Source organism: Arenibacter catalasegens (assembly GCF_002909235.1).
Lineage (GTDB): Bacteria > Bacteroidota > Bacteroidia > Flavobacteriales > Flavobacteriaceae > Arenibacter > Arenibacter catalasegens.
The window spans coordinates 125,710-141,581 of sequence record NZ_PHQQ01000005.1 but is presented as its reverse complement, the minus strand read 5'-3'; the positions used below and the strand labels follow the sequence as shown (position 1 = coordinate 141,581).

15 protein-coding genes are annotated in these 15,872 nt (G+C 36.4%); 7 read left to right on the top strand and 8 right to left on the bottom strand.

Annotated features, from left to right (window positions below):
* Positions 1–196 precede the first annotated feature (196 nt).
* Positions 197–706, bottom strand: coding sequence for a DUF6155 family protein (locus CWD90_RS06200; RefSeq protein ID WP_103475067.1), 510 nt, complete (start codon positions 704–706; stop codon positions 197–199).
* A gap of 222 nt (positions 707–928) precedes the next feature.
* Here CWD90_RS06200 and CWD90_RS06195 point away from each other — a divergent pair, with 222 nt between their 5' ends.
* Positions 929–1,792, top strand: coding sequence for a sigma-70 family RNA polymerase sigma factor (locus CWD90_RS06195; RefSeq protein WP_103475066.1), 864 nt, complete (start codon positions 929–931; stop codon positions 1,790–1,792).
* Positions 1,793–2,232: 440 nt separating this feature from the next.
* Here the strand turns inward: CWD90_RS06195 and CWD90_RS06190 are convergent, their stop codons facing one another.
* The gene (locus tag CWD90_RS06190) at positions 2,233–3,888 is read right to left on the bottom strand and encodes a hypothetical protein (RefSeq protein WP_157941169.1); all 1,656 of its coding nucleotides are present in this window, start codon (positions 3,886–3,888) and stop codon (positions 2,233–2,235) included.
* Between the two features lie 137 nt (positions 3,889–4,025).
* Positions 4,026–5,810 carry a sensor histidine kinase gene (locus tag CWD90_RS06185; RefSeq protein ID WP_103475064.1) on the bottom strand — a complete coding sequence of 595 codons (1,785 nt, stop codon included), beginning with the start codon at positions 5,808–5,810 and terminating at the stop codon, positions 4,026–4,028.
* Between the two features lie 126 nt (positions 5,811–5,936).
* Between CWD90_RS06185 and CWD90_RS06180 the strand changes: the two genes are divergently transcribed.
* Positions 5,937–7,226 carry a dipeptidase gene (locus CWD90_RS06180; protein WP_103475063.1) on the top strand — a complete coding sequence of 430 codons (1,290 nt, stop codon included), beginning with the start codon at positions 5,937–5,939 and terminating at the stop codon, positions 7,224–7,226.
* On the opposite strand, the gene CWD90_RS06175 is transcribed toward CWD90_RS06180, so the two are convergent.
* Complete coding sequence (locus tag CWD90_RS06175) at positions 7,223–7,618, bottom strand: acyl-CoA thioesterase (RefSeq protein ID WP_103475062.1); 396 nt, start codon at positions 7,616–7,618, stop codon at positions 7,223–7,225. The two genes, CWD90_RS06180 and CWD90_RS06175, sit on opposite strands and share 4 nt — an antisense overlap.
* A gap of 360 nt (positions 7,619–7,978) precedes the next feature.
* Here CWD90_RS06175 and CWD90_RS06170 point away from each other — a divergent pair, with 360 nt between their 5' ends.
* Positions 7,979–8,392: a glyoxalase gene (locus CWD90_RS06170; protein ID WP_103475061.1), complete on the top strand. Its 414-nt coding sequence runs from the start codon at positions 7,979–7,981 to the stop codon at positions 8,390–8,392.
* 4 nt (positions 8,393–8,396) lie between these two features.
* Here the strand turns inward: CWD90_RS06170 and CWD90_RS06165 are convergent, their stop codons facing one another.
* On the bottom strand, positions 8,397–9,086 hold the full coding sequence (locus CWD90_RS06165; protein ID WP_285901239.1) for a DUF2461 domain-containing protein: 690 nt from the start codon (positions 9,084–9,086) through the stop codon (positions 8,397–8,399).
* Between the two features lie 90 nt (positions 9,087–9,176).
* On the opposite strand from CWD90_RS06165, the gene epsC reads away from it, so the two are divergent.
* Both epsC and cysM read left to right on the top strand, forming a co-directional pair.
* Positions 9,177–9,971, top strand: a complete 795-nt coding sequence (gene epsC / locus CWD90_RS06160) for a serine O-acetyltransferase EpsC (protein ID WP_103475124.1) — start codon at positions 9,177–9,179, stop codon at positions 9,969–9,971.
* On the top strand, positions 9,961–10,845 hold the full coding sequence (gene cysM, locus CWD90_RS06155) for a cysteine synthase CysM (RefSeq protein WP_103475060.1): 885 nt from the start codon (positions 9,961–9,963) through the stop codon (positions 10,843–10,845). The genes epsC and cysM overlap by 11 nt, the downstream gene beginning before the upstream one ends.
* Before the next feature lie 22 nt (positions 10,846–10,867).
* Here cysM and corA read toward each other — a convergent pair whose 3' ends face one another.
* Together corA and truA are read right to left on the bottom strand one after the other, a co-directional pair.
* Positions 10,868–11,962, bottom strand: a complete 1,095-nt coding sequence (gene corA / locus CWD90_RS06150; RefSeq protein WP_103475059.1) for a magnesium/cobalt transporter CorA — start codon at positions 11,960–11,962, stop codon at positions 10,868–10,870.
* 137 nt (positions 11,963–12,099) lie between these two features.
* On the bottom strand, positions 12,100–12,885 hold the full coding sequence (truA, locus tag CWD90_RS06145) for a tRNA pseudouridine(38-40) synthase TruA (protein WP_103475058.1): 786 nt from the start codon (positions 12,883–12,885) through the stop codon (positions 12,100–12,102).
* Positions 12,886–13,005: 120 nt separating this feature from the next.
* Here truA and CWD90_RS06140 point away from each other — a divergent pair, with 120 nt between their 5' ends.
* Both CWD90_RS06140 and CWD90_RS06135 read left to right on the top strand, forming a co-directional pair.
* Positions 13,006–13,443, top strand: a complete 438-nt coding sequence (locus tag CWD90_RS06140; RefSeq protein WP_103475057.1) for a hypothetical protein — start codon at positions 13,006–13,008, stop codon at positions 13,441–13,443.
* Positions 13,444–13,701: 258 nt separating this feature from the next.
* Positions 13,702–14,184 (top strand): hypothetical protein, encoded by a 483-nt coding sequence (locus CWD90_RS06135; protein WP_157941168.1) that lies wholly within the window; start codon positions 13,702–13,704, stop codon positions 14,182–14,184.
* A 71-nt stretch (positions 14,185–14,255) separates the two neighbouring features.
* On the opposite strand, the gene CWD90_RS06130 is transcribed toward CWD90_RS06135, so the two are convergent.
* A complete protein-coding gene (locus CWD90_RS06130) occupies positions 14,256–15,635 on the bottom strand; it encodes a spondin domain-containing protein (RefSeq protein ID WP_103475055.1) in 1,380 nt (459 codons plus the stop codon).
* Positions 15,636–15,872 lie beyond the last annotated feature (237 nt).

Genomic DNA, 15,872 nt, shown 5'->3' with positions numbered 1-15,872 from the left:
ACAAAATTAAGAGTTTTTTACGCTGGTATCAAATTTATAGGGCAAAAACATGAAATTGAAGTAATGCTAGTGACCTCTAAAATGAACGAAAGTCAAAAGGGTAAGGGAATTAGCGGAAGAAGTAAAGGGTTGGATATAGATTATTTTATAAACCCCTTTCTAGATTTAAATGTACAGTTAGGAGGCCGACCCGTATTTAGTCTATGATATCCAAAGACCTTGAGAAGTCTTCACTATTGGGCCAATTATGGTCTGTGGAAAATAAGTAGCAGGCAACAATTCTGTCTTTATAATCACTAAGCAACGCGTTTAAAGAAATATATTTAACAAGCTCGTTAAATGAATTTGCCATACTTTTAAAGAAGGCCTCTGGGACATTTTTCTCTAAGGAAAAAGATTGTGCCACCTCTAGGTTGTACAACATAAGATCTGCGATTAAATGCGAATCTACCCCAAGCTTTATGAAGTGCTTTATATATTTTTGGGCAACAGACCTTCTGGCCTTGGGCCTTTTTCTTTTAAGTGGAAAGTACTCATTCGATATCTTTAATTTAGCCTCCTGCACCATCTTGTCTTCCTTTGGGTTGAAAACAAAATCGTAATATTCCTTTACGGTCGGAAATCTTTGATATAGGTCTATTAATTGCTCCTCCAATTCCTTCTTCTTTAGTGCAGACAAATATTTGACCAATGCTCTTTTACTCATTCTTCCCAATTAATTTAATTTCAACTTAAGAAATGCAATTTCCTATTTAAAACTTTAAAAATAGTACAAGAAAGTAAATTAGTATTTTAATAAATGGATTCCATAATGAATATCTTAAACTTCTCATAAATTATGTATAAGTAATGCTTCATCTTTTGGAAAAGACATAAAAAAGAGGTATAATGAGAGATTAACACTTACAATTCCAAATAACAAATATATATGAGGCAACTAAAGATTATCAAGCAGGTTACGAATAGGGAATCAAAATCACTAGACAAATATTTGCAAGATATCAGTAAGATAGAGTTGATCACCGCAAATGAAGAGGTGGAGTTAGCACAAAAAATAAGGGATGGAGATCAAATTGCCTTGGAAAAACTTACAACTGCCAATTTAAGATTTGTAGTTTCCGTTGCCAAACAATATCAAAATCAAGGTTTAAAGCTGCCGGATTTAATTAATGAGGGAAATGTAGGTTTAGTGAAGGCGGCCAAACGTTTCGACGAGACAAGGGGGTTTAAATTTATATCATATGCAGTTTGGTGGATACGCCAAGCTATTTTACAAGCATTGGCCGAACAATCTAGGGTGGTACGCCTACCCCTGAACAAAATTGGTTCCATAAATAAAATAAAAAAAACATTTTCGTATTTAGAGCAGGCACATCAAAGACCACCGTCACCGGAGGAAATAGCCAAAGAATTGGAAATGTCCGTTAGTGAGGTTAAGCAATCCTTAAAAAATTCAGGGAGACACGTTTCCATGGATGCTCCGCTAAGAGACGGAGAGGATTCCAATCTTTATGATGTTATACGCTCGGGAGAGTCTCCCAGACCAGACACATTATTGTTGCAAGAATCCTTAAATACCGAGATCAATAGGGCTTTGGACACTTTGTCCCAAAGAGAGGCCGATGTTGTAAAATTGTATTATGGCATTGGTGACCTACAGTCCATGACTTTGGCGGAGATTGGGCAGACTTTTGACCTTACCAGGGAAAGAGTTCGGCAGATACGGGAAAAAGCCATTAGGAAGCTCCGACATAACTCTAGAAGTAAATTACTTAAAACCTATTTGGGATAAATACCCTAAAACAAAGAGGCCGAATAAACAACGTTTATTCGGCCTCTTTGTTTTTTAATCAATTTGTTTAAGAATAACTTAATTTACTGATATTGAAATCGATTAGGATTTCGTTTAAATTTTCAATAAAATTTAAATAAGCAGTGTTGTCTGGATTTTGTTTTGCCATCTTAATTAGGGGTTTTAGATTTTGAATTCTGCGTTGCACTACATATAGTCCAACTCAACTAATTCGTTTAAACTCAAAATTTCATTTAAATCTTGAAGGAATGCTAGGTATTCCTCACCGTAGGTATCGTATAACATAGTAAGACTTGGTTTTAAATTATTATTGTTTGGGTCAATAATTATACTGTAAACATATTTATTATCTCTTTTCGCACCAATAAAATGTTGTGTATGGTTCCATTTTAGTTGTCAAATGAAGAGATTGTAAAGTTTTATCGATTAAAAATTTTATTGGTTAGATCTTTCAATTGCTCCAGAAAGTGAATCTCTTCCAGTTGCTGCATATAAGTGCTTTTTCCAGCATTTGGAGGATTGCTATCAATTAGCTTTTCCGGTGGGGCCATATCAAAATCTATTTTAAAAATGTCATTGGATTCCATATAATCTTGAGGAGCGGTATGCTTATCATTATAGGATATGAAGGCCATTGGCTTTTTACTTGGGTTTAATTGTGTATCGGAGGTTTCTTTGAAAGTGTTTCCAGAATCTGAAATATTTTCTTTTTTAAATTGAAGTTGGTTTGCGTTTTGATTATCATCCTCAATCCCTAATTTATTGCAAAGGCTACCCGTAACAGACTGTGCTTTTTCGCGAATAATCCTTATTGGATGATTATGCAGGGTCTTTACAAAATCAAGTTCATGTTGTTCTCCGATCGTTTCAATTTCATCCAGCAAAATAAGTTGCGATTCCATGTCCAATGCGTTGAACAAACGGTTAAAAACATAATGATTTCCAAAATCCAATTTGGTTACATTCCTTTCTTCCGCGTTTTCGTCCAATGGATACTCAGCAAGGAATTTGAATATTATTTCCTTTATTAGGTTACCAATGGATTCATTTTCTTCTACATCCATCATTTCACTCAACAATGCAACCTCGCGAATATCGCCTAATTCAGCAATAGCATGTAGTAGTTTTACTCTTTTGGACTCTTTATTCGAATAGAATTTTGCTACTGGCAATTGCATTCCGCCCAAATCCAGTATGTCATCCTCATTAATAATGGTATTTTCCTGTATTTGTTCTTTGACATGCGATTTTAACATGTCGCTAATTTGTTTTTTGATGTAGGGATCTATGACCACCTCGCAATCCACTTCAATGTCATAAATATCAACTGATGGATTGACGGCTTCCTTTTCCTCTTCAACTTCAAATAGTATCGGTAAAAAGTCTAAGTTCAAAAACGAGGCTTCTCCCTCGTCTCTTTTGGCTTTGTGTGTACCATTTTTTTCAACTTCAAATTCCTTGCTTATTCCTTCATATGGGTTGATTTCAAAATCTTCTAGATCCAAAAACTCCATTAAGAATTCCATATCGTGGTCCGTAAGTAACTTTTCCTGTAGTTCTAAGGATGAAGTATTGATTTCTCCTTCAACTTTGACAACCTTAGGAATGAAGTCGGTACTAAACTCTTTCCCAAAAGTGCTATTGGTAGGTACACCCTTGTCTTTCAAATTGTTGTTCAATGGTGTTTCAAAAGTAGGTTCTTCCATAATTGATTCTAGGTCTTTTAACTTCCCGTTGTCCATGTTATTTAAATCAGGGGTTACGGTATGTGCTGTGCTGTGACTTTTTAAACTTTGGAATTTTTTAAAAACTTCAATATGTAATTCAAATTCTTCAGATAGCCCGTAGATTATAGGCTTGGCTTCATCTTCAAGGGTATGGTTCAGTGTAATTAAGATCTCGCTCATTATGTGTTTGTTGCTATTAGACTGTCTTAAAAGCTTCCATAATTGCATCTTGAGGTCTACTTGGGCTTGCATTGCCACTAGAACCGTTCCTTGTTTATAAAGTATAAGCTGACATATGATTCCACGAATGTGATTCTTTCTTTCGGTGCTATCGTTCCATTTTATCATTAGGCTATTTTTTAAAAGGAATTTGATGACCAAATATGAAATGGTCAACAACACGAATATGGCTGATAAATCCCACAATAGGTTGGTATGTATTTTGGGTATGTTCACTTGTTGGTCCTTCTTGTTTGTAATTGATTCTACTGCCTATTGTTTTTCAACAACATTAATTCCCTTTCAATGGCTTTCTCCACCATTGGATATGATAATAGTAATTGGTCATATAATCTTCCGATTTTTGGCAGGTCCCTATTGGTCCTACAACATATAACGATTTCATCTACAAGGGAATAAAGTTTATCCGCCTTCATCATAGAAAGCCCTGTTTTTACCTTGTGGGCGGCAAACCCCAAACGATTAAAGTTGCCTTCCGGGATGTAGATATTGGCTCTGCCAATAAAATCCAGCATATTTTGCTTAAATAGTCCAATGAGCTCTTCCAACAGATCAATTTCCCCCATACACTCTTCCAAAATGTCGGTTAAACTAACTTCAACTGTTTCTTTATTTATAAAGAATGAGGCAATTCCATTATCGGGTTTTAGTCCAGTATCGGATTCTGTTTTCTTTTTATATTTATATAAAATAGTCAGTAATTCATCAGGGCTATACGGCCTTAATATAAAATCATCTACTCCCAAAGCTTTGCACTTATTTTTCTCATTAATGGTAACAGCATTGGAAAGCATTATAATAGGTACATTGTTGAAATTGATGTTGAGGGATTCGCGAATTCTTTGGGCAACTTGCAAACCATTCATTTCTGGCATTCTGAGATCCATTAGCACCATGTCTACGGCATGCCTGTGTAAGTAGTCCACACCAGCTAGGCCGTTATGGGTAACATGTACTATACAACCCCATTTTTTTAAGCGCTGTTCAACTATTTTTTGGATAAGAATATTGTCCTCAAATACAAGTACATGGAGACCTTCTATATTTTTATTTTCTGCATTTATGTTAGCAGTATATTCCGGATAGCGGTCTGTTTTTGTTTTCTTACTTCTTTTATACGGTATGGTAAACCTAAAAGCAGGGCCATCGCTTAAAGTGCCCATTGTAGCCATGGAACCATTAAGAATTTCTATTATTCCTTTAATAATGGCAAGACTTATTCCTGAATCATGCTCATTTGTTTCGTAGCTATTAGGATAGTCGATATTCGTTTTGGAATTATTTTTTGAAGTACCTGTTCCCGAATCTGATATTTCAAAATTTAGTAAATAATAATTCTGGTGATGTTTTCTGAGTTTAATTTTTAGAAGTACACTTCCTTTGTCTATAAGTTTTATAGAGTTTCCTAATAGAGTTAAAAGTATTTGAGATAATTTGGAAGGGTCGCCATTTAGTATTTCTGGAATTTCAGTGTCCAAATCTACTTCTAATGTAACATCCTTATTTACTATAAGGGTATTGCACAGGTATAGGGTATCTTTAATGATACGCTGAAAATTAAAATCTATATTTTCAAACTTTTCTTTTCCTGAAGTGAGCTTCGTATATTCCAACAACTCATTAATGATTTCCAAAAGGTTGTTGGAGGAATTACTTATAGAATTAAGGTGTAATATTTGCTCAGATGTGAGCTTACCCTCTTTTAATAGATTTACAGACTCAATAATTCCATTAATGGGGGTCCTAATTTCATCACCCACTTTTGCAAGTAGCTTACCTTCTTCCCTATTCAAATTGTTTTTAGAAATATGGGTCATCTCCTGATGTCCTATGGCCAGGTCAAAGTCTTTGTTGTTGAAAGTCGAAGCTTTTGATTGAGGCCCCAATACTTTTTCCTCTAGTCGATATTTAAACGACATAAAGGATTTTTTTAATTTGGAAGCCTCGTCGGACGTTAACTCTTCAAAGGAAAAATGATTTAGTTGACCTTCAAGATTTGTCAGATGTGATAGTAGGTTGTTGGGTTTCAATTTTTAATAGTTTGGGTTCTGAAAGCTAAAACTCCTCTTTTAATTGGCAGTTTACAACTAAATGTTATCTAGGCTTCATTTTCTGTTGTCAAATGCCTTTATTTGTATGTATCAAAGCCATTCAACATGAAGCATTTTATCGGATTTATGTGTATTTTAACGATTGCCGCTTGTAAAGAGAAGCAGGATGCAGTGACGGAATCGATCGAAGAAAAAGCTGAACGAATCCACAAGGAGGTTATCACAATAGATACCCATGTAGATATTGACGTTGCTAATTTTACGGATACTTTAAACTACACCCAGAAATTGGACAATCAAGTAAACCTACCCACCTTAAAAAGCGGCGGTTTGGATGTGCCCTGGTTAATAGTTTATACCGGTCAAGGCACCTTGGACGAAACAGGATTTGCCCAGGCCAAAGAAAATGCCATGGCAAAATTCAAGGCTATTCATAAATTATGTGAAGAAATAGCACCGGAAGAAATTGAACTTGCTTATTCCTCTGACGACGTCAATAGGATTATAAAAACAGGCAAGAAAGTGGCCATGATAGGGGTAGAAAATGCCTACCCTATTGGCGAAGATCTGTCTGAATTTGAGAATTATTATCAATTGGGGGCGCGATACATTTCGCTGTCCCACAATGGACACAGTCAATTTTGTGATTCCAATACTGGTGAGGTCGATGGTATTTGGTTGCATAACGGCTTGAGCGCCCTGGGTAAAAAAGCGGTAAGTGAGATGAATAGATTGGGAATCATGGTAGACGTATCCCATGTATCCAAGGAGTCTATGAAACAAATGATTACCCTATCCAAAGCTCCAATAATTGCATCCCATTCTTCTGCACGTGCACTGTGTAATCACAGTAGGAATTTGGATGATGAGCAATTGTTGCTCATGAAAGAAAATGGCGGGGTAGTACAAACAGTAGCCTTTAGCTCCTATTTAAATACTGAAAAACATGAAGCCCGTACTGCCTTTATGCCGGGATTTTATAAAGAAGTTGCAGATTCCATGGGTATAGAGTGGTATGAAGGCGATGATCTTGCCAATTTGAACGAAGAAAAGAAGAAGATCTTTTCTGAGAATTATCCAAAAGTAGTTGACAAGGCAAAGGTATTGTTAACGACAAAAAGTGATGTGCCCCAGGCGGTTAACGTATCGGATTTTGTAGATCATATTGATTATATGGTGAATTTAATAGGTATTGATCATGTAGGAATTAGTTCTGATTTCGATGGAGGTGGCGGTATTGACGGTTGGTCAGATGCATCCGAAACCCCCAATGTTACTCTTGAACTGGTGAGAAGGGGGTATTCCGAAGAGCAAATTACCAAACTTTGGGGCGGCAATTTACTACGGGTATTAGATCAGGTACAGAAAGTTGCCAAAGGCTTAGGCCAGAGCTAAACTTCTGCGGCTAACCTATCCTTAACAAATTCTATTTTGGTTTTTCCATGAGGCTTGGGTTTACCGTCAGCACCAAGATTTACCATTATAATATTGTCTACGGTAACAATGGTTTCCCTAGTCATTTTGTTTCGAACTTCACAGTTGAGCGTCAAAGAGGTTTTTCCAAATTTCACTACGCCTATTCCTATTTCTACAATGTCCCCTTTTAATGCCGTGGACATAAAGTTTATTTCGGACATGTATTTGGTAACTACCCGCTTATTTTCCAGTTGTATAATACTATATAGAGCGGCTTCCTCATCTATCCAAGCCAGTAACTTACCACCAAACAAGGTTCCATTGGCATTTAAATCTTCTGGCTTTACCCATTTTCTAGTATGAAATCTCATATCACAGTAATTTTACTGCAAAATTAGTAAAGAAATTTACCCTAATACCTTCGGAAAGAAGAAATGTACGCCGATTTAGGTATATCTAAATTACGTCCCATTTTTTTGTTCAAAATGAAAATATAATAGGGTGATAATAATGAAAATTTCAATTAGATATAAGTATTTTACTACAAATGGAGAGCACAATGAAGGTCACGGACCTATTTTTTGGTGTAGGTTATTTATAATAGTTTATGGTTACTATTTATATAGTTATAATGGGGTTAAACCATAATGTTCATAACCTCGTTAAAAACTAAATAAGTTTACACAATACAAAAAAAGAGGATTACCTACCTTTATAAAAACACCAATGATATGAGCGATAGATCCCATAGTCTTTTGGAAATTCGTCCTATAATCCCTTCGGCCAAAGTAACAGAAAATATGAGTGCTGATGAAAGGTTTCAAAATAGATCCTTACGTCCGGTGATTAAAATGCAAAATGAACTTCTGCTCCTGGTATTTCAAAATTATATCGCCAAACATAAAAATAGTTTTTATGAATTAGGCTTGCAAAAACGGCTGTTCTTTATAGAAAATGCAGTTCAAAAAGATATTAAGTTTAGAAATTCCTTAAAGGGAATTATTATAGGGCAGTTTACCACCGAGGAGTATGTATTATACATTCAAAACTCATCTTCTTTAAATAAACGCATGATGCAAATGGTCATAGAGCGACTAAAAGATCAGGTTCAGTTCTTCGAGATTACTGCTTTACAACCGGCTTAATTTCTTAATCTACGAGGGATTCTCCATTAAGATTTGTGGTTAGTATTTCGCTCATGAGATTAAAATATGGGCGTATAGCTTGGAAGGATAACGCGGCCTGGGCCAGAAAGTCCGGAGCCAATACTTCCTTATCCGAAAAATTTTTCACGAAAATGAACTGTTTCTTTCTGATCAAATCAATGTTGGGGTGTTCTTTGTTGAAGCCCGAAGGGGCCGTTTTTAATTCATCGCCCTGCATTTCACCCCACATCTTTAGAAAGCTTTTCTCATTAATAATAGATCGGATCTCTGTTGCATCTGTTTCAAATTCCTTCCGTATTCTGAACAGGTCCTCTTTATTGGGTTCCCAAAATCCCGCTGCTATAAATGTTTCACCAGGTTTTATTCGCAAATAATAGCCTCCACGTAACCTAAGGCCTGCCCTAGAAAAAGATCCTGCAAAATGGGGCTTATAGGGCGTTTTATCCTTGGAAAAACGAACATCCCTATATATGCGAAACATTTTTAATTTTTCAATATCATCATGTGCTTTTAATTTGTTCATCAAAGCGGTATAACAACTTTTTACCCCGGTTTCGAGCTCCTTGAATTTACTTTTGTGCTCCGTAAACCATTCTCTGGAATTGTTTTTCTTTAGACTTTCCAAAAATTGAAAAACATCTTTAGTAATTAGCTCCTGTTGTATACGACTCATAAGACATTATCTTTGTGCTAAAGTTAACCAAATTAGCACAAGGTGATTTTGAAATAATGGTTAATTTTGAACTTACAATTAAAAATGCAAATGGATAAAGCATCTATTATTAAAAATATTAAGGAGCATAAAAATCAGCCTAACCTTAGGTTTGAACTTAAGGAAAGAACAGAATTATTTACCAACCGTTTGTTTTATACCTTGTTTGACATAGATACTCCTGTGGACGAAAATCTGGATCTATTGGAAAAGGAATTTGACGCCTTGGTGAATTTAGCTTGTTGGCAAGTGGACAAACCTTGCAAAAGGGTTTGGGAAAATTATGTGGTCCGTTTACCTGAGATTCTAGAAAAATTAAATTTGGATGCCGAGGCAATTGTAAAATGCGACCCAGCTTCTCTTTCCATTGAAGAAGTATATATGGCCTATCCTGGTTTTTATGCCATAGCTATTTACAGGTTGGCACATGAACTGTATATAGACGGTTTTCCTTTGGTCCCAAGATTAATGACAGAGTATGCACATAGGCAAACCGGAGTGGATATAAATCCGGGAGCTTTAATAGGAAAATCTTTTTTTATTGATCATGCCACAGGAGTGGTCATTGGTGAAACAGCGATAATTAAAGATAATGTAAAAATCTACCAAGGGGTAACCTTAGGAGCCTTATACGTTGCCAAAAAATTGCAAAAAACCAAGAGACACCCAACTATTGAAGACAATGTTACCATCTATGCCAATGCCACTATTCTTGGAGGAGAAACTGTGATTGGGGAAAATTCCGTTATTGGAGGTAATGCCTGGATAACTGAATCTGTACCCGCCAATTCTACGGTGTATCATTCTCCAATAATTAAAATAAAAACCTTACCGCATGTCTCATAGTATTTTGGATATTATAGGGAATACTCCCTTAGTACTATCAAAAGTTGTTAATACAAATCCCAATGTTAAACTTTTTTTTAAGCTAGAAGGCAATAATCCCGGAGGGAGCGTAAAAGATCGTGCTGCGCTTAATATGATTAAGGGCGGTTTGGAAAGAGGCGATTTTGATGTCAATTCCAAATTGATAGAAGCAACAAGTGGTAATACGGGAATTGCTTTGGCTATGATTGCCGGAATTTACGGATTGGATATAGAATTGGTGATGCCCGAAAACTCCACTAAGGAAAGGGTGCAGACCATGAGGGCGTATGGAGCTAAAGTAACCCTTACCCCCGCCGAAGTAGGTATTGAAGGCGCAAGGGACTTTGCGGAACTAAAGGTAAAGGAAGAAGGTTATGTAATGGTCAATCAGTTTTCCAATGATGATAATTGGAAAGCGCATTACAAAAGTACCGGCCCTGAAATCTGGAGGGATACCCAAGGGGAAATAACCCATTTTGTATCTTCCATGGGAACCACTGGAACTATAATGGGTACTTCTACCTATTTGAAGGAAAGGAGTACCAATATTCAAATTGTTGGGGTGCAGCCAGCCGATGAAGCCAAGATTCCGGGAATACGAAAATGGCCGGTAGAATACCTCCCTAAAATTTTTAATCCCAAGAAAGTGGACTCCGTTATGGAGGTTACTGAACAGGAAGCCAGGGATATGGCGAAGCGATTGGCGAAGGAAGAAGGTATTTTTGCAGGAATGAGCAGCGGTGGAGCTGCCTCAGCTGCCGTGAAACTTGCCCAAAGCCTAAAAGAAGGGGTCATTGTTTCTATTGTATGCGACCGTGGCGACCGGTATCTGTCTTCAGATTTATTCGATTAAATAGGAGTGATTTAAGGCGTTGCTAAAGCCATCTTTTCTTTTTAAAGTAAAAGAGTAGACCAATAAAGATGGCTATCATTAGACCCCAAACATAGAAGTATCCATTCGGATTCTTCAATTCGGGAATATATTCAAAATTCATTCCGTATACCCCTACAATAAAGGTTAAAGGAATAAAAATAGAGGCCATTATGGTAAGCACCTTCATCACCTCGTTCATTTTATTGCTCATATTGCTCATGTACATTTCCATTAGACTCATAGACATTTCCCTTAAAATGTTGAGGCTTTCATTAATTTCGGTGCAGTGATCCATAGTATCCCTGAGAAATATTTTGGTATCATTGCTAATCAGGACATGTTCTGTATCAATGAGTTTGCTAATCAGCTCTTTTACGGGATAAATATACCTTCTAATTCTAAGTATCTCCTTCTTTAGGTCCTGAATGGCATGGGCTGTCTTAGGGCTGGGGTTGTCATAGACTTCTTCTTCAAGGAAGTCTATTTTTTGATTTACATTCTCCAGTACCACAAAATAATTATCTATAATGGCATCCAAGAGCGCAAAAAATAGGTAATCGGCACTTTTAGTTCTAATTCGTCCCGTTTTTTGCCTTGCTCTTTCCCTTACACTGTCAAATACGTCATCCTGCATTTCTTGGAAAATAAGAACCGTATTCTCCATTAAAACAATAGCCACATGTTCTGATACCAACTCATTGTTTCCATCCACGTAAAGCATTTTAAAGGCCCCAAAAATATAATGGTCGTATTCATCTATTTTTGGACGTTGATGCGTATTTACTACATCTTCGGTAGTTAATGGGTTAAGCAAAAGTGCATTTCCCAGATTTTCAATGAAATTCTCGTCGCTTATACCAATAACATTGATCCAAGAGGTGGAAGGTGATGCTTGGTGCTCAATAATTTTCTGAAAGTTGGATGGCGCATAGACATCTATGGAGGCTTCCCTAATAACCTCCTTATTGTATTCCATTATGTTAACAACACTCTTAACGCCTCCCCTACTACCCAAATAAGTAACTGTCCCAGGAGACTTACCTGTCTTAATATGTCTTATGGAATGCTTTTTAACTGTCGGTTTTTTTTTGGACATAGGATGGAATTTTTTTTTAATTTCTCGGTTGCAGTTTGTTCTTTCCTCTAATTTATGAAATCCAGCCTGCGAATTAATTAAATTTACTTATTTAATAGTCTAATTTGGCAATTAACCTTTAGATTTTCTTGTAGTTGCTAGTTAAATTCCAGGTTGTTCAGTAATAGTCCTGACCCTGGGGCTACATAGGTCAGAATTGTGGTGTTTTCTTTTTGCAGGGACGCTTCTATATCCCTTGCCGTAAGTTCCCCCTTTCCAACTTGGATCAAAGCTCCCATAATCATCCTTATCTGATATCTCATAAAGCCTGCTCCCGTAATATGAAGGGCATAGCTCATTTTCGGAAAAAAATTGGCCGTCAAGATTTCGTTTCTTTTAATCTCGCATGAATCTATAGTCCTTTGCACCTTAGTATTGGACTGAAGTCGGGCGGTATAGGATGAGAAATCATGTGTTCCAATAAATTGTTGGGCACAGTTCATCATTAGTTCCACATCGAGATGGTCTATTATATTTGCCAAAAACGGGGCACAAAATGGATGATTTTTTTGTCCAAAAGAGAATAGATACACATATTCTTTTTGCTTACTTTCTTTAATAATATTGAAGCTTTCATTTACCTTGTCTATGCTTATTACACGAATATCCGGAGGAAGGTTTATATTGAATTCAAGCAAAAATCCATCAAGATCCTTTAGAGGTTCCTTTTCTAAAAATAATTCAAAGGCTGTGTTTAAAGCAGAAACCTTGGCATCTGTTCTTCCGGCACCCAGGATTTTAAATTTAGCGTTTGGTAAAACAAATTTTAAGGTCTTTACCAGCATACCCTCTACCGTTTTTTGATTAGGTTGCTTTTGCCATCCACTGTAGCGGAACCCCAAAAACTGGACATGAATTAAATAGTAATAACGAGGTGTTTGCATCCGGTTTAATTTACGATGAAGTCAATTTAGACGTATTGCATTATAAATCAACGCATAGCCTTTTTGAGATTAATTTTTTTGTATTTTGTTTGTTCCAATAATAACATAAACCAACATAAAATGAATGATAAATCTACGGTAAAACCACCAATGTGGTTTTGGATATTTAGCGTAATTGCCCTTTTATGGAATTTAATGGGTGTTTCTGCCTATCTATCGGAAGCTTTTATGAGCGCGGATGATTTTGCCACTTTACCTGCAGCGCAACAAATTTTATATGAATCGAGGCCCACTTGGGTAACTGCAGCATTTGCAATCGCGGTATGGAGCGGGCTTATGGGATGTATAGCTTTGTTACTGAAAAAAAAATGGGCGAAGGCTATATTTGTTCTTTCCCTGTTTGGCATTCTACTTCAGCAGTTATATCATTTTTTCCTTAGCAATACCTTTGAGGTCATGGGGCCTTCAGCCATATTTTTACCAATTTTGATCATTATTTTTGGATCTTCACTGGTCATTTTTGCAAATTTGGCTATTAAAAAAAATTGGGTAACCTGATTTTTAAGGGCATAGATATTTTAATTGATATATCCATTTGTTCGCACTATACTTCTCCTTAATGGTGAAGGTTTTTGGTACAATGTATGACCTGTGCATTACCTATGGTGGTATTAATTTCATCGAAGCTTTTTAGCACTTCCTCCTATCGCTATTTTTTCTAACTTAAATTTTTATCGATTCAACGAAATTTTGCTTTGGAAGTAAGAAATTTATCGTAATTATGTTGAAAATTGTCCTAGATCTTAAAACGTTATTATGGGAAATTCAATAAAATCCGTGGTACCCAAATTAAATATTATTCTAACAACTATTACTATAGCTTGCTTGCTATGTCTTAGCTTTTATAGTATGTATGGCAATACATTTATTTTCAGTAGAGTTGAGAACTACATCTTTCCATTTTTGACCATAATCCATTTTTTATATTTATATGTTTTGTGGTTTAAAATAACTGAAAATGAGTATCCAGATATGATTATGAAGAATATTGAGTACGTGATGTATGGTATTTTATTGGTTTATTTGTATGAAATTTCCGAGACATTTTTAATACTTGGTTCCCAAAATGAATTTCAAGACCACGTTATTCCAAGTTCCTTTGAGCCTATGGGTATCTTGATTATTGCCTTGCAATCATTTTTGATTCTGCTCACTGTTTGGTCCTTTGTAATAAGAAAGCAAAGGGTGGGTAAATATGATTTCGATTACTTGAATAATCATATAGATGCATGGGAGTAAAATTATAATTTTTGTACATAAAAAGGCCATGGATTGCAATCCATGGCCTTTTTAATTTGTGTAGTTAAAGGTTAGTTTGGCGTTATTGTTACTTCCACCAAATTGTAACCTCCTCTGTGATCCATACTACCACTTACCCCGTCGGATGAATTTATAGGTCCTTTCCCAAATTGAATATCATTAATTTCCATAACGCGTCTAATCAAGTTGTTTTCATCACTGACTCCCATATTAGGTGCAGTTTGAAAAGGCGCTTGATCTGGGCCGAACCCAATGGGTTGGTCCATTTCCGTTCCAGCATCAAAAAGATAGGTTTTTTCTGTTGCTATTTTTCCACTATATGGATTACCGTTGTGTTGGAATAGTGGAAATCCTTCATTTTGGTGTGCTAGGAACCAGTCGTTGCTAAATACGAACATGGTACTATAGCCTAATTTATAACCTTTTGGTACTTCTAGAGTAAAGGTTAGGCTGGCGCCAGGTCCAATAGGCATTGTTTCGTTACTTTTCGCTACGGGCAGTTTTAAATCATTACCGATGTATTCATACATAATAGCAGTATTGCCATCTTCTGCAATATTTTCTAAGCCGTTGCCTGGAACGGCAGATTCACTTTCCATAAAAACGGGATCAATATTATCATCAAATGCATAAACCAACCCTGGTGATAAAACAGTATAGGATGATGACAGGCGCAAAGGTGCTCCAGTACTGCCCATCTCCGTAACCCAATGGTAGATGTTCATTGGATTTCCCTGTATGGCAATTTTGTCTAGACCCAGTCCCCTATCCGGTTTGCCTTGTTCAAATAACGGATTATCTTGGGCATGAAGTACTAAGATTCCGGGAGTAATAATTATGGGATTTGTGTCAGCCCCGGCTCCTCGGATATTTTTGATAATAAGGGTAAAAGTTCCAGTAGATTCGGCATAAGAAAGCTCTACGGCAATATAGGACGATACATCTTCCTCCACTAATCTTACCGTATTGTCATCGTCTGGATCTCCGGCTTCTGCTCCCCCAGGCTCTGAGGTACGGGTGGCCATGTTTTCCTCCTCCACCCCTGCGTCCCAAAGATGGATCTGCTCGGTTATATCCCCAGTTACTGGCGCTCCATTGTCAAATAGATCAATTCCTGCTCCCATAGGTGCAAAAAACCAATCATTGGAAACCACGGACATTGTAGCGAAACTTAGTCTTGCTCCCGAAACAGCTTTAAAATCAATTGTATAAAAACCAGATGCTTCAGTGATAGGCCCAGGTTCGGATGCACCAGCAGGTGTATTAAACACATCGGCGTTCAAGTAATTTACAATATTTGATATTGTAATATTGAAAGTAGTTTTTGGAGGGTCGCCTGAACCCATGTCACCATGGAACTTATCGCAGGAAATATAGGTGAATGAAACCAAAATAGTACATAAAATAAATAACTTGCTGAATTTTTTCATTGTAAAATGTTTTTAGGATTACTATACAAACAAAGGCTCATTAGATAACAAAGAGATCACAAAAGAGTAAACCTTTTTGTATATTATGTAAGGTTTTTGTGAAACCTTACACTTTCACGTCTTGTATTAATTGGAAAAATGGCCCTATGTTAGTGATATAGTGTTTCAGCATGCCTTCAAATTATAACCATAATGTGATTGTTATGTGATACTTTTTAATTTCATTGGCATTAAGAA

What these genes read in the sequence shown, in the direction of transcription:
- CWD90_RS06165 (WP_285901239.1), bottom strand. Translation starts at nt 9,086, where the DNA reads ATGAGTCGTATACAACAGGAGCTAATTACTAAAGATGTTTTTCAATTT.
- epsC (WP_103475124.1), top strand. Translation starts at nt 9,177, where the DNA reads ATGGATAAAGCATCTATTATTAAAAATATTAAGGAGCATAAAAATCAG.
- CWD90_RS06195 (WP_103475066.1), top strand. Translation starts at nt 929, where the DNA reads ATGAGGCAACTAAAGATTATCAAGCAGGTTACGAATAGGGAATCAAAA.
- CWD90_RS06190 (WP_157941169.1), bottom strand. Translation starts at nt 3,888, where the DNA reads ATGATAAAATGGAACGATAGCACCGAAAGAAAGAATCACATTCGTGGA.
- CWD90_RS06175 (WP_103475062.1), bottom strand. Translation starts at nt 7,618, where the DNA reads ATGAGATTTCATACTAGAAAATGGGTAAAGCCAGAAGATTTAAATGCC.
- CWD90_RS06130 (WP_103475055.1), bottom strand. Translation starts at nt 15,635, where the DNA reads ATGAAAAAATTCAGCAAGTTATTTATTTTATGTACTATTTTGGTTTCA.
- CWD90_RS06200 (WP_103475067.1), bottom strand. Translation starts at nt 706, where the DNA reads ATGAGTAAAAGAGCATTGGTCAAATATTTGTCTGCACTAAAGAAGAAG.
- CWD90_RS06170 (WP_103475061.1), top strand. Translation starts at nt 7,979, where the DNA reads ATGAGCGATAGATCCCATAGTCTTTTGGAAATTCGTCCTATAATCCCT.
- truA (WP_103475058.1), bottom strand. Translation starts at nt 12,885, where the DNA reads ATGCAAACACCTCGTTATTACTATTTAATTCATGTCCAGTTTTTGGGG.
- corA (WP_103475059.1), bottom strand. Translation starts at nt 11,962, where the DNA reads ATGTCCAAAAAAAAACCGACAGTTAAAAAGCATTCCATAAGACATATT.
- cysM (WP_103475060.1), top strand. Translation starts at nt 9,961, where the DNA reads ATGTCTCATAGTATTTTGGATATTATAGGGAATACTCCCTTAGTACTA.
- CWD90_RS06140 (WP_103475057.1), top strand. Translation starts at nt 13,006, where the DNA reads ATGAATGATAAATCTACGGTAAAACCACCAATGTGGTTTTGGATATTT.
- CWD90_RS06135 (WP_157941168.1), top strand. Translation starts at nt 13,702, where the DNA reads ATGGGAAATTCAATAAAATCCGTGGTACCCAAATTAAATATTATTCTA.
- CWD90_RS06180 (WP_103475063.1), top strand. Translation starts at nt 5,937, where the DNA reads ATGAAGCATTTTATCGGATTTATGTGTATTTTAACGATTGCCGCTTGT.